Genomic DNA, 13,011 nt, shown 5'->3' with positions numbered 1-13,011 from the left:
GCCTGGCGCCGACGCACTGCGCGCCGGCGCCGGTCCCTCGTGGCGGCGGGGACGGGACGTCCCCGGGACGGGGCGGGGCGCGGGGACCGGCGGGCACGGGCGCGGTGGCCGACGGGCACGAGGCGCGGGGACCGGCGGGCACGGGCGCGGTGGCCGGCGGGCACGGGCCTGATGGGAGGATGGCCCGCATGGACATTCGCCGCAGGAACAACGTGACGCTCGTCGGACCTGTCGGCGGGCCCACCGTCGTGCTGGCACACGGGTTCGGGTGCGACCAGAACATGTGGCGCCTGGTCGTGCCCGCCCTCGCGCAGCGGCACCGGGTGGTGCTGTTCGACTACGTGGGCTGCGGCGGATCGGACCTGGCGTCGTGGAACGCGCAGCGGTACTCCTCGCTCCACGGCTACGCGCAGGACGTGGCGGAGGTCTGCCGGGAGCTGGACCTGCGCGACGCGGTGTTCGTGGGGCATTCGGTGAGCGCGATGGTGGGGGTGCTGGCGGCGGAGTCGGTGCCGGAGCGGATCGGTGCGCTGGTGATGGTCGCCCCCTCGCCCTGCTACGTCGACGACGAGGGGTACCGCGGCGGGTTCAGCACCGAGGACATCGAGGAGCTCCTGGCCGCGCTGGAGTCGAACTACCTGGGCTGGTCCTCCGCCATGGCCCCCGTCATCATGGGCAACCCGCAGCGGCCGGAGCTCGGGCAGGAACTGACGAACAGCTTCTGCGCCACGGACCCGGACATCGCGCGGGTCTTCGCCCGGACCACGTTCCTGTCCGACAGCCGCGAGGACCTGAAGCGGGTGGCGGTCCCCACGCTGGTGCTGGAGTGCTCCCAGGACGTGATCGCGCCCCGCGAGGTCGGCGCGTACGTGCACGCCGCCATCCCCTCCTCCCGGCTGGTCACCCTCGATGCCACCGGCCACTGCCCGCAGCTCAGCGCGCCCGGGGCCACCGCCGACGCCGTCCTCGACTTCCTCGCAGGGCTGCGCTGATGCGCAGGGTCGGCGAGGAGCCGGGCCCCTTCGACGACAGCACGAGCACCCACGCCGCGTTCACCGCGCTGCTCGAGGACAGCGCCGAGGACCTGTACGAGCAAGCGCCCTGCGGCTACCTGTCGACGCTGATGGACGGCACCATCGCCAGGATCAACGCCACGCTGCTGGGCTGGCTGGGCCTGGAACGCGCCGCGGTGGTGGGCCGGATGCGCTTCGCCGACCTGCTCACCGTCGGCGGGAAGCTCTACCACGAGACGCACTTCGCGCCGCTGCTGCGCATGCAGGGCGAGGTGCGCGGGATCGCCCTGGAGATGAGGGCGCAGGACGGGAACGACGGCCGGCTTCCGGTGCTGGTGTCCTCCGTGATCAGGCACGGCAGCGGCGGGGAGCCGCTGCTGATCCGCACCACCGTCACCGACGCCTCCGACCGGCGGTCCTATGAGACCGAGCTGCTGCGTCGGCGCGAGGAGGCCGAACGCGCCCGCGCCGAGGCCGAGCAGGCCCGCGCCGCCGCCGAGGCCGCCCTGCGGCAGGCGCAGCGCGACCGGCAACGGCTGGCCGAAGCCCTCGCCGCGCTGCAGAAGTCGCTCGTCCCCTCCTCGCTGCCCGCCGTCCCGGGGCTGGAGGCGGCTGTGTACTACCACACCGCCTCCCCCGACCGGCTCGGCGGCGACTTCTACGACCTCTTCCCCGTCGGCGGGGGGCGGTGGGCGTTCTTCCTCGGCGACGTGTGCGGCAAGGGGCCCGAGGCGGCCTCCCTCACCTCGCTGACCCGCTACACGCTGCGGGCCGCGGCCCTCCACGACCCGGAGCCCGCCGCCGCGCTGACCGTCCTGAACGCGGTCCTGCACGAGCACTACGCCGCCGCCGGCGACCCGCGCTACTGCACCGCCGTCTTCGGCCTCCTGGAACGCGAGGGCGACGACGGCCGGGTGAACGTGCGCGTCGCCTCCGGCGGACACCCGCCGAGCCTGGTCCTGCGCGCCGACGGCAGCAGCGCGTTCCTGCCCACCCCCGGGGGCCTGCTGGTCGGCATCCTGCCCGAGGCGTCGTTCACCACCGCCAGGACGGTCCTCGGCCCCGGGGACTGCCTGCTGCTGTACACCGACGGGCTGACCGAGGCCCGTACCGGCCCCACCCGCGAGAGCCTCTTCGGTGACGACGCCCTGCTCGCCTTCGCCGCCGACCACGCGCCCGCCGGCCCCCGGGAGATCATCGAGGCCCTGACCGTCCTGCTCAAGGGTTTCGGCGACGGTCTGGACGACGACACCGCCCTGCTGGCCCTGGGCGTCCCTGCCGTCCGCCCCGCTCCCGTCCCGTCGACCCACTGCACACCATGAGCCTGACCATCAACCGGCACGACGCCGCCGCCGGTCCCGTCCTGCGGGTGACCGGCGACCTCGACTACGATCACGCCCCCGACCTGCGCCGGTACCTCGACGAACTCGCCCTGGACGAGGGCCAGCGCCTGGTCATCGACCTGGCCGGTCTCGACTTCTGCGACTCCAGCGGCATCACCGCGCTCCTGGCGGCCCGCCGTCTCGCCCACGCCGTCGGCGCGGACCTGGCCCTGAGCGCTGTACCGGCCAAGACGCTGCGCGTGCTCGCGGTCGTCGGTCTCGACCGGGTCTTCACCATCCACGCGGACAGTACCGGCGGCGGCTGAGCCGGGCGCCGCACCGGGCCGGGCCGCCCCCGGGCCGGAACGCTCGGGAGGCCGAAACGTTCACCTGGCCGGAACGCTCAGTGGGCCGGAACGCTCGCCTGGCCGGAACGCTCAGTGGGAAGGCCCCGCGCCCGGCGGGTGGAAACAGGCGGTGACCGTCTTGCCGTTCTTCTGCCGGCGGGTGTGCCAGTGGTCGGCGAGCGCGTCGACCAGCGTCAGGCCCCGCCCGCCGACGGCGTCGGGGGCGGCCGATCGCGGACGGGGAAGCCGAGGGCTGCGGTCGTGGACGCTCAGGTGCAGACAGCGCCCGTCCCACGTCAGCACCAGGTCCGCGTCACTGCCCGCGTGGACGTGGGCGTTGGTGGTCAGCTCGGACACGGCCAGTACCACCGCGTCCGCGACCGCCGGCGCGTCCCGGTCCCAGCCCAGGGCCTCCAGATGCGTCCGCGCCCACTCCCGGCCGGCCCATACTCCCGTGCCGAGCGGAAGGCGTCGGGCCCACCCCACTCCGCGGATCCTCGCCATGCAGACCTCCCTCCGACCTTCGGGTCCCTCGAGAACCTCCGGATGCGTGCTTCCAGCGCCTGCCCGCAACCGGTGACCGCATGCAATCCACCCCACCCTCCGCCGGCCCGCGACCGGTCGGGCGCGCCCCGATACGACCACCCCCGGCCTCGACCTCGGCCCGGTAGCCCGTCCGGCCGGTGCCCCGGGGCGCAACCATCGGCGTGCCATGCTCCCCCAGTCCCCTGGCCGCAACTGCCTCCACGTCGAAGCGGAGTCCCCGTCTTCCCGGTGCGGCCACCGCCTTCCCCCGTCCGGCGGAACACTCCCCGCAACCCACGCTCTCCCCCGGGCACGGGGCAGACGACCGAAGGAAGGCGCGGGCGCCCAGCGCGAGCGGACGCCCGCCGCCCGCCCCTGCCCCTTCACGCATGAATCCCCAGATCAGGGGCAGGCGAACGCGCAGAGCGGCCGGCGCGTCCAGAGCCCGGCCCGACAACGAAAGGGCGCGACCCCCGGTGACCGAGCAGACCCAGCCCCTCCAGGCGCCACCTCCTCCTGCCCCCGGCCCCTCCCACCCCCCGGTCGTACCGGACCCGCCGCCACCACCCGGCGCACCCGTACCACCCCCCGAACCACAACCTCCCGCCCCGGCCCCACCGAACCCCGAACCCGCCACACCGGCACCGAGCAAGCCCCACGCCCCCGAACCACCGGACTGAACCACACCAAACCGAACCGAACCAAGCCAGGCCGCTACGCCTGGGCCGGGCCTGACCGACAGGCCACTGCACCACGGGCCGTCACGGGGATACCGGATCCGCGCCCGTCGGGGCCGCGCCGGGCTTCCTCCCGCGCGGACCCGGACTCCAGGCGGCGGCTCGGGCGCCCCGCCCCGGCTCTCACCCGCCGGGCGGGGGCTGTCCCCTGCCCGGCACCTGGGGCGCCCCTGTCGACCGGCCGCGCACCACCGCGCTCATCAGCGCCAACGCCGCCGCCGAGACGGCGGCCGCGGCCAGACGGCGGCGCCAGGTGCGCGTGCGGCCGGGGACGTGTCGGCCCGACCCAGGACGGCCGCGTCCGCGCCACAGCCACCGGAGGACCCACCCAGCCGCCACACCGTTCCACGGGCCCGGTACCAGGCCGAACGCCTTGAACGCCACGTCTGCAGACTTCACGGTACCCACCTCCTCCCGCACGGCGGCCCGGACCCGGGGTACGCGACCTCGTCCCCGGCGGGCCGTCGCTTCGACGCGCCCGCCCCCAGCCCGCCGGGGGCGGCGCGGGGTCTCGTGACCCTGCCGGCGCGGGCGGAGTCCTCTTGTGTCACGGGGCCGAAGAACCCGGCGATGCCCTCCTCGCCGTGTTGTTCCGGGCGCGGTAGCGCGCGGAGAGGCAGGTCGTACGCCACGCCGCTGAACCCGGTAGCGCCGCAGGCCGTCGCGGGGCCTGCCTATCGGTGTTCACCGCTCCGGTGCCGGGCGCGTGCCCGGCGGCCGGAGCGGCAAACCTGCGGGCCGTACCCGACCGAAGGGGCGCCGAGGGATGTCGGCCGTCGTGACCGCAGAGGGCGTCCCTGCCCCTGGCGATCGCGAACTCCCGGCCGTGCTGGACGGTCGGCTCGCCCGGCACCGCCAGATCCCGGGGGTTGGTCAGGACGTCGAGCACGACCGGACCCGGGACTCTCGAAAAGCCGCCGCACGCCGCCCACGAGCTCGCAGGGGCCGGTGACGCGGATTGCGGTCAGGCCGAGCGCGGTGGCGACCACGACGAAATCCGGGCAAACAGGGCCCGGCTCCGAATCACCGGTCTGATCGACGTTCAACGGGCGCGGTCCGGCTCAGTGCCAGTGCACCTGCATGTCCCGGCCCTGCCGCCAAGCTACGCCGAGGCCTCAGCCCGCGTACTGGGGGCGAACCCGCTCCCCTGCTCGGCGAACACCTTGATCGCGGCGCCCAGGAACTCCACCATCCCGGGGTGGTAGGAATCGTGGAACGCCCTCATGGCCTCGTCCTCGGCGTAGAAGAGCGACATGCCGACGTACGCCTCCCTGGAGGGGGTGTAGAACCGGCTGACGATGTCGAAATGCCTGCGGACGAGCTCTTGGATCTGCTGGTCCCCTGGCAGGGAGCCGCCATCCAGGAAGGCCGTGATCTCCCGGTACAGGACGTCCCAGTCCTGGTGGACCCGCTCCCTGTCCACATGTTCCCAGCCGTTGGTCCCGGCAAGGCTCTTCGCCTGCTCCTGGGCCAACGCCCTGCGGCACACGTCCTCGTAACTGTTCTCCACGGCACCACTTCCCATCGCTCGGCACCTCTCCGGTGAATCCCCGAGAGGCCGCCGACATGTCGGCATCGACCGGCCGCCGATGATCAACTGCCGGCCCAGGCCGAACGCTGGCACACAGCCACCGGACCGGCAAACCATTTCATGGACCCTCCGGCGCTCCGCTCCGGCCAGCCGGCGGCGGAAAGACACGGCTCGCACGGCGAGCCGCCGCTGCCGGGGCGTCCAGCCGCTCGACCGCGCAGCCCGGACTCCCGCAGCGGAACTCGGCCGGCACCGGGCCCGCCAAGACCTTCGTCAGCCCTCTGGTCGTTCCCCGCGGCTTCCAGGAACTCCAGGCGCTCGGTGTACAGCTCGGTGATGCGGCTGATCTCGCAGGTCCTGCTGACGCTGCTGGTCGCCCGCACGCCTGGCGGCCCCGGCCTTGCGGGTCGCGTCGCGCTCCGCGAGCCCGAAGTAAGCGGGCCCGGTGATCACCACGTCCCGCATTTGCGCCCCGCCGCTGACCCGGGCGTCGTCGGCAAGCTTGTGCAGGATCCGGGCCGAGACCGATCCTGGCCCCGGCCCCACGACCGCCGTGCCGTCCGGATAGCGCTCAGTCGTCGGGGGCGGTCGAGAGAGCCGCCGTCATGTTCGGCCCTGCTCAGCGCGGGTGAACAGCCCAGATCGCCACGCAGTCGTCGGATGTCCCGTCGGGCGAGTGGTCGCGGGGGTCGGCCGGCCCGCGCCGCCGCAATGGCCCGCTTCGAGAGGTCCTGCCCGCGCGAGCGGGGTCGGCCGAACCGGCTACGGCGGGGTCGTGCAGGCTGGGGACGACCACTACCCCAGCGGGGAGAGTGCGAACCACTGGGCGCACGTCGAGGCGGGTGTCCTGGACCTGTGGACCTGACGTCGTCTCGGTGGAGGCCGCTGCCCGATCCGGGTGGCGGCCAATCCGCCGTCGGTTGCCGGCCTGACCACGCAGTACGCCGGCACGGTGATGCCTGCGGTGATACTGCGGGCGAGCCCGCGGAAGGGCAGGAGGCGCGGCCGGGCCCGTAGGCCGCTGCTTGGCGGGCAGGCGGCCCGGGCATGTACCCGGGTGGCGCCGGTGGGTGTGGGAAGGGGGGCTTGTCGTGGGGTGGATCGTCGTGCTGGCCGTGGCCGGCGCGCTGACAGCGGTCGGCGCGTTCCGGCTGCGGCGGGCGCACCGCGCGTTCGTGGACGCGCCGGTGGTCCCGCGGGCGCCCGGAGAGGAGCTGACGGTCTACGAGGTCGCATACCTGCACCGGGGAGAGCGGACGGTGGCCCGCACGGTGCTGGCCTCGATGGTGCTCGGCGGCCGGGTGTCGGTGGCCGACGGGGCGGTCACCGTGGTGGACCCCCTCGCGCGGGACACGGTCGAGGCGGAGGTCGTGCGGGTGTTCGAGCGGGTGCCGCGGCGCCTTGCCTGGCGCCGTGCCTGGCGCCGGATGGAACGGCTGAGCCGGGCCCCCGGCCTCACTGCCGTCGGCCGGCGGCTCGGCGACCAGGGGCTGGTCGTCCACCCTGCCCGGCGCCGGGCGGCCGAACTGGCCGCCGACCAGCTGACCGTGATCCGGATGGCCTCCTTCGCCCTCGGCGTCGCGGCTGTCTGGATGGTCGCCGCGCGCGGCTTCCCCGACCCCCTGGTGCCGGGGGTGGCGACCTTCCTTCTCGTCGTGGCGGGCTGGCGCTCGACCACGCACTGGACCTACCGGTCCGGCGGAACAACGGAGACGGGCCGCGCGGCCCTGGCCGCCCACAAGGAGCACCACCAGCAGTGGCGTCCCCGCATCCACGACGCACTCGACGACGAGGACGCCGAACTCCTCGGCAAGGCCACCCAGGACGAACTCCACGGCAGGCTCGGCGCCTTGAGAAAGGCGATCAGCCCGCGCCCCTACACCCCACCGCCCTTCGAAGACCCGCCCGGCCTCGGCGGCCTGTGACACACGGCCGCCACGGTCCGGGCGGTGAGCGGGGAGACACCCCCCGCCCGGACCGGCTCTACCCACCAGCCCCCCCTCTTCTCACCCCGATACCACCCGGCAAACACACCCACCGTCGAAAGCCCCGCCCGGGGCGGGCCGGACCCGGTGGCCGGCCCCACCGAACACCGTCACCGGTCAGGGCCGGTCAGGGTCGGGAGCAGCAGCGGTGCGGATCAGGCGGTCCTGAGGACGGGGCCGCGACACCTCCGCGGCCCCGGCACACCTGATCCTCCGGTGAAGCAGCGCCGCGCGCCGCGTCACCGGAGGTTCCACCGGCACGGGAGGCGCGGACACCGGCCACCACCACGGTGATGCCCGGCCCTCGACCACCCCGGCCGCACCCCTCGGGAACCACCCACAGCGCACCGGCCGGCAACCGCCGGGGCCCGCGGTACGCGGCGACGGTACCCGGCCCTTCGACGGCACACGGTCCGGACGGTGGAAGGGGGGATGTCCACCGTCCGGACCGCGTTCTCGCCCGCCGACCCTCTTGTGACCCCGATCCGCCACCGCAAACCACCCGCACCCGAGCTGGGCCAGTGACCTGCTCCACGCCCGGCCGAGGGCGCGGAGCGGCCTCCAGAGCCAGGAGCGGGCCGAGGCGCCGGACGATGCGGCACACCGTCACGGTCGAGACCCCGAACGCCGGGGCGAGCCGTCGCATGGTCAGGTTGGTCCGGTGGTACACGGCGGCCAGCAGGGCCTGGTCGGGCAGGCGCAGACGCCACAGCCTGGCGCCGCACGGCCCGCCGCCGCCCCACGCACGCCCCACACGCACCAAGGCCTCGAACTGCCACATCCGCTGCCCCGTGAACGTCTCCACCCGGTCTCCAGGTCCGGCCGGGGGGCCACAGGACGCCGCGAAGCCACACGAGGTCTTCGACGGCCAGGCCGTGGACGGCCATCTGGAAGTCGATCAGGCCGACGGTGCCCGTCCCGCCGTTCCAGAGCCAGTTGCTGGGCGAGAAGTCCCCGTGCCGGAAGACGATCGGCAAGGCTGTCGACCAGGTGCGGCAGATCGCGGGCCACCTGCAGTACCAGGGCGCGCTGTGCCTCGGTGAGGTGGCGGGCGGTCTGCTCCGCGCAGCGCTCGGCTTCGGAGGCCTGCCGCGCGGCCGACCGCCCGAGGCGTTCGCGTGTCCGGTCGCCGGCGGGCTCGGGGTGGCTGTGCCACCGGGCGAGGGCCTGGCCGGCGAGTTCGTGCACGCGGTGCTCGGTCCGCGGGTCGAGGGGGAGGTCGCGTACGACGCGGCCGGGCAGCGCGGTGGTGAGGATGGCGAGCAGGCCCAGGTGAGCCTGTCCAGCTCCTTCTGCGCGGCGGCGACCTGCTTCTCAGCGGCCGTGATCTCGGTGCGCAGCTCGCGCAGTGAGGCGAGCTCGGCGGTGTACGTCTGGCGGTCCATCAGCGCCTCACTCCCCTTCCGGGGTGCTGGTGCCGGTGTCGAGGGGGCGGGCCCAGCGGGCGAGGACGAGCCAGCCGTCCGGGCCCCGGGTGCCGTGGATGTCGGCCAGGCCGGCGAGGAGGAACGCGTACGCGCCGCGCTTGGGCGACCTGGGCTGCGCGGTACCGGCCTCCCACTTCGCGAACGTCTCCCGTCGCGTCTGCAACGCCTCGGCCACCTCGACCTGCGTCAGGCCCGCGGCCTTGCGCAACCGCTCCCGCTCGACCTGCTCCAGCAGGTCCCGACCGTCCCGGGCCTTGGCCATCAGCGCGTCCACCGCCGCGAAGATCTCGGACATCACACACCTTGATTGCGAGCGGTGCACGGTGATCTGCGAATCCTGGTCAGGCCACGATGAGTTACGAACAGTTCCGGCGAACGGGGTACCGCGCGTACGCGGTGCTGCTCCTGTGAACGCACGGGTTCTTCGACGGAGGCGGCGATCCGGTCCGACTGTGCGAGATGGCGCCGAGCACGACGGGCGGGGGCGCGGGTCAGTGCCGGCCGAGGCCTCGGCTGTCGAGATGTTCGACCAGTGCGGCCTCCTTCCGGAGCAGCCGGTCGCGGTCATCGGCAGGTAGCGAGGCAAGGGCGTCGAGCAGAACGCGCTTGCGAGGAACATGGACCATGTCGCCCGAGTAGATCCGGCACCCCGAGCACCAAGCAAACCCGATGCAACGCTCGAAGCTGGAGGACTCGGGCGGATGGAATCGGTACTGGTAGGAGCGGACGGGCTCGTGGCACACCAGGCAGATCCAGCGGTCACCGTCGCGGACGGACCAGCCGTTTCCCCTCTTGCGCCAGGACTTTCGGCCGGCCGGTGCTCTTCAAGTTGCCATGCGCTGATTCTGCCTCGGCACGGCGCTCGTGGGACAGTTGATTGCTGTGGCCGTCCCATGAGACGGGCACAACAGCCGCGAACTCGCAAACTACGGTGCTCCGTCACAGAGACCTCGACCAATTGCCAAACGATCCCGAAAGCCGGCAGGTCCCTGCCAGGCGATCTTGATCAGGGCTTGGCCGCTCCGGGTCCCGCCGCCTGGAGCGGGTGGACACAGAGGACCCGGAAACCTGTCGCGCTTGAACTTCGACGGGCTCACTCCAATGCCGCGAATGCTGCTGCTCAGTGAGTTCCTGCTCCACTCCGACTTCCATGTCCGACTGGACAAGCCGGTGTTCGTCGCGGCGGGCGACAGGGTCTCGTACGAGGCCGGCGCCGTCGTGGTGGCCCAGCCGACCGGTGAACGACGTAGCCACCCAGCCGCCGACAGCTACTGGATCTGCCACTGACGGTCCAGAGACCAGGATCACCTGTCGCAGGACAACTCCATCTCCCCGCACTCGGTGGCGCCCTGCGTCTTGCGTCCAATGGTCTTGACCGATTGGCAGATGCCCCTGCCGGACAGCGGACTTCCGTCAATCGATCTCGATCGGTGGTGGGCGCCTCGGCGGTGTACGACGACCCGGTGCTGTCGGCGCTCGAGCGGCTCGGCACGGCCAGGGTCGGAGAGTGTCGGCCGGGCGGCATGTCGTAGGGTCCGCCCATGATCATGCGTCCCACGGGGCAGGCGGACGGGCCGTACGATGTCGCCTTCCTGCCGCGGCAGCAGATGACCCTCAGGGCGGCCGAGCAGCCGGTCTCCGATCCGGTGGCCAAGCTCGGCGGGCAACCCGTCTGGCTGGACGAGCCCGCTTGGCCGGTGGACCCGGCCAGCGGACGACCGCTGGTCTTCATCGGCCAGTTTCCGATCCCCGGGGACGAACTCCGCCTGGCCTACCTCTTCCTCGACGAGGAAGACCTCATCATGGGAGGGGACGCCCCGGAGACCGGCGAGGCCGTCCTCCTCGTGCAGCCCGACGGCCGGATCCCCTCTTTCGGGTGTACCGACAGAATTCGCTGACCAGAGGCAATGAGAGGTCCGATGGACAACACTCCCAGGCGGAAGATGATCCTTTCCCAAGTGGGTGGCGCGGTCGGCCGCAGGGGCGGGATGGCAGCCGGTCCCCCGCCCGCAGGGTGACGTCCGGGACGGCGGGTACGGACCCGTCGCCCGTCGGGACGCCACGAGTCCGACCCGGTGAATCGCCCCACCGGATGGCGGCGTTCGGCTGGCGCGGCTCCCACGAGGCGGACCTACGGTGCGTACTATGAGGGCCGCATTCCCCAGCGGCCTCGTGAGCATTAAGACGGCTCTCTTGCGTAAGCGCTCCACCTGTTTCGCCCTCGCCCTGGCCCTCGGCACGACCGTGCTCAGCGCGGGTGTCGCCGACGCCACCGGACCGCTGAGCGGCACCAAGATCCGGAGCTGGCAGACCGGGTTCGTCCTCGGCGCCGCTTCGAACTCCACCGTCGGCGGCACCGTGATCCAGTACCAGACGGACACCGATCAGCTTGCCCAGAAGTGGGCGATCGACCCGGTCACCACCACGACCTTCCTGGTGCACAACCTCAACAGCGACATGTGCATGAACGTCGTGGGAACCGGCGCCAACGGTGAGATTCAGCAGCGCCCGTGCGACTCCCGGTGGGACGAGCAGATCTTCAGCCTGAAGGACTCGAGCAAGCCCGGCCGCTACAGCATCAAGAACGACGCTCTCGGCAAGTGCTTCCAGCTCGCCTCGACAGGCGCCAACTCCGGCGTCTATCTCCACACCTGCACGCCCACGAACGCCTACCAGGTGACCTCGTTCGACGTCCGCTGACCAGCCGGCCGACGACACCCGAGAGCGTCGCGACGCTCTCCGCATTCCGCCGCCCCTCAGTCGGGGCGCCGCACCTCGTAGAGGAAGCAGGCCGCCTGCGCAGATGCGGAAGGGAAGGCCCCGTTCACGTGCGTACACCACAGCAGCCCCCACCTCCTGCGCGTCCGCCGGAAGGACGATCTCCTCGGGACGAGCCCGGTAGAGCGAGTTCCAGGCCTCCGGACTCCCCCGCAGGAGGGGATCGAACGGGTGACGACCTTCCCGCAGGGCTGTTCGGGCATCACTGAACTCCTCTTCTGGACGAGCGGTCACGACGGCCTGTGCACGCGTCACACCGTGCGGGCGTCTCCCCGGACGATCGAGCCGAGTCTGGCGGGTCGCGTCAACTGTCCCCCGATTTGCTCCATGAGTGGGCATGTCACCCTGAACCGCCGTCGGCCCGGCCGGCGCGGCCGCGAGACCGGCCGACGCTTCCTCCACCTGGCAGATGTGACCTACCGCTCCGGCCGCACCACCCACACCCTGCCGACCTGGCGGGGTACGGCCTCGGCGGTCAGGCCCTCACCCCTTGCATGAGAGCTTGTCGAGAAGGTCAGGGTTGGGCCGGTGACCCTCCACCTCGGTCGGGTGTCCGTTCGCGAACTCCCGTAGTGCCGCCGCGAAGTCCATTGTCCATTGGCCGCTCTGCACGTATGCCTTGACGATCTTCTTCAGGTCCTCGCAGTCGCTTAGATGCCTCTTGGGCATGCCGATGCCGTAGAACTGCGGCTCCCCGGCCTTGCCTTTGAAGATACGTAGGTCCTCTCCTGGATTCGCCGCTTGGAATCCATAGAGAATCATCTCGTCCATGAAGAAGGCGTCCGTCTCTCCGCGGAGCAGCAGATCCACACATGTCGAGGCATTCGGCACCTGCTTGATCTTTTTCAAGCCCTGGCGCTTCAGGTTTTCGGCGGCGGTCGTGCTCGTCATCGTGCAGATGTTCTTGTCCTTGAGGTCACTCTCCGACTCGATCACCCCCGCCATGACCATGTAGCCCTGTTCCGTCACGGCGTACGGGCCGACGAAGGCGACGTCCTCCTCGCGCTCCGGAGTGATCGAGTAGGTGGCAATCACCAGGTCGGCCAATCCCTTGGTGATCTCGGTCTCGCGCACGTCGGACGTGACCAGCTTAGGAGAGTGGGTGACCTTCAACTGCTGGGTGACATAGGCTCCCACATACGAGTCGAATCCGGAAGGTTTCGTTTTGTCCCAGTAGGAGGTGCCCGGCTGGTCATCCTTGTACGCGACATTGACACGCGTGAGGCCGAGAAACTTCTTGGGCTCTTCACCGCATGCCGTGGCCGTCGCGAGGAATGCCAGCGCCCCGAGTCCCGCCACCACCCGCCTGGCAGTTCGCCACGCGCTCATCCCATGACTCCTCACTC

General features: G+C 71.9%; 13 protein-coding genes and 1 pseudogene. 7 read left to right on the top strand and 7 right to left on the bottom strand.

Annotation, left to right across the window (positions count from 1 at the left end):
- Positions 1 to 188 precede the first annotated feature (188 nt).
- From ABTX81_RS32980 to ABTX81_RS32970, 3 genes are read left to right on the top strand one after another with little or no spacing between them, the layout of a single operon-like run.
- A complete protein-coding gene (locus ABTX81_RS32980; protein ID WP_350553343.1) occupies positions 189 to 992 on the top strand; it encodes an alpha/beta fold hydrolase in 804 nt (267 codons plus the stop codon).
- Complete coding sequence (locus ABTX81_RS32975; RefSeq protein WP_350553341.1) at positions 992 to 2,335, top strand: PP2C family protein-serine/threonine phosphatase; 1,344 nt, start codon at positions 992 to 994, stop codon at positions 2,333 to 2,335. The genes ABTX81_RS32980 and ABTX81_RS32975 overlap by 1 nt, the downstream gene beginning before the upstream one ends.
- A complete protein-coding gene (locus ABTX81_RS32970) occupies positions 2,332 to 2,661 on the top strand; it encodes an STAS domain-containing protein (protein ID WP_350553339.1) in 330 nt (109 codons plus the stop codon). The genes ABTX81_RS32975 and ABTX81_RS32970 overlap by 4 nt, the downstream gene beginning before the upstream one ends.
- Before the next feature lie 111 nt (positions 2,662 to 2,772).
- On the opposite strand, the gene ABTX81_RS32965 is transcribed toward ABTX81_RS32970, so the two are convergent.
- The 3 genes from ABTX81_RS32965 to ABTX81_RS32955 all read right to left on the bottom strand — a co-directional run bounded on the left by ABTX81_RS32965 (position 2,773) and on the right by ABTX81_RS32955 (position 6,021).
- A complete protein-coding gene (locus tag ABTX81_RS32965) occupies positions 2,773 to 3,186 on the bottom strand; it encodes an ATP-binding protein (RefSeq protein WP_350553337.1) in 414 nt (137 codons plus the stop codon).
- Positions 3,187 to 5,046: 1,860 nt separating this feature from the next.
- A complete protein-coding gene (locus ABTX81_RS32960) occupies positions 5,047 to 5,454 on the bottom strand; it encodes a TipAS antibiotic-recognition domain-containing protein (protein WP_350553335.1) in 408 nt (135 codons plus the stop codon).
- Between the two features lie 294 nt (positions 5,455 to 5,748).
- Positions 5,749 to 6,021: an Hsp70 family protein gene (locus tag ABTX81_RS32955; RefSeq protein WP_350553333.1), complete on the bottom strand. Its 273-nt coding sequence runs from the start codon at positions 6,019 to 6,021 to the stop codon at positions 5,749 to 5,751.
- Positions 6,022 to 6,566: 545 nt separating this feature from the next.
- Here ABTX81_RS32955 and ABTX81_RS32950 point away from each other — a divergent pair.
- A complete protein-coding gene (locus ABTX81_RS32950; RefSeq protein WP_350553331.1) occupies positions 6,567 to 7,400 on the top strand; it encodes a TIGR04222 domain-containing membrane protein in 834 nt (277 codons plus the stop codon).
- A gap of 187 nt (positions 7,401 to 7,587) precedes the next feature.
- Here the strand turns inward: ABTX81_RS32950 and ABTX81_RS39745 are convergent, their stop codons facing one another.
- The 3 genes and pseudogenes from ABTX81_RS39745 to ABTX81_RS32935 all read right to left on the bottom strand — a co-directional run bounded on the left by ABTX81_RS39745 (position 7,588) and on the right by ABTX81_RS32935 (position 9,182).
- Complete coding sequence (locus tag ABTX81_RS39745) at positions 7,588 to 8,241, bottom strand: helix-turn-helix domain-containing protein (RefSeq protein WP_502892911.1); 654 nt, start codon at positions 8,239 to 8,241, stop codon at positions 7,588 to 7,590.
- Positions 8,242 to 8,293: 52 nt separating this feature from the next.
- Positions 8,294 to 8,744: pseudogene (locus ABTX81_RS32940) on the bottom strand (aminoglycoside phosphotransferase family protein); the annotation flags it as partial.
- Between the two features lie 108 nt (positions 8,745 to 8,852).
- Positions 8,853 to 9,182 (bottom strand): helix-turn-helix domain-containing protein, encoded by a 330-nt coding sequence (locus ABTX81_RS32935; protein ID WP_350553330.1) that lies wholly within the window; start codon positions 9,180 to 9,182, stop codon positions 8,853 to 8,855.
- 815 nt (positions 9,183 to 9,997) lie between these two features.
- Between ABTX81_RS32935 and ABTX81_RS32930 the strand changes: the two genes are divergently transcribed.
- From ABTX81_RS32930 to ABTX81_RS32920, 3 genes are all read left to right on the top strand, one after another.
- Positions 9,998 to 10,174, top strand: coding sequence for a hypothetical protein (locus ABTX81_RS32930; protein WP_350553328.1), 177 nt, complete (start codon positions 9,998 to 10,000; stop codon positions 10,172 to 10,174).
- Positions 10,175 to 10,428: 254 nt separating this feature from the next.
- Entirely contained in the window at positions 10,429 to 10,785 is a 357-nt protein-coding gene (locus ABTX81_RS32925; protein ID WP_350553326.1) for a hypothetical protein, read from the top strand.
- 295 nt (positions 10,786 to 11,080) lie between these two features.
- Positions 11,081 to 11,587 carry an RICIN domain-containing protein gene (locus tag ABTX81_RS32920; protein ID WP_350553324.1) on the top strand — a complete coding sequence of 169 codons (507 nt, stop codon included), beginning with the start codon at positions 11,081 to 11,083 and terminating at the stop codon, positions 11,585 to 11,587.
- 561 nt (positions 11,588 to 12,148) lie between these two features.
- On the opposite strand, the gene ABTX81_RS32915 is transcribed toward ABTX81_RS32920, so the two are convergent.
- Positions 12,149 to 12,994: a transporter substrate-binding domain-containing protein gene (locus ABTX81_RS32915; protein WP_350553322.1), complete on the bottom strand. Its 846-nt coding sequence runs from the start codon at positions 12,992 to 12,994 to the stop codon at positions 12,149 to 12,151.
- Between the last annotated feature and the right edge of the window lie 17 nt (positions 12,995 to 13,011).

Origin of the sequence: Kitasatospora sp. NPDC097605 (assembly GCF_040302725.1) — a bacterium.
GTDB lineage: Bacteria > Actinomycetota > Actinomycetes > Streptomycetales > Streptomycetaceae > Kitasatospora.
The sequence above is the reverse complement of the archived record's forward strand: the minus strand, read 5'-3'. Positions and strand labels throughout refer to the sequence as shown.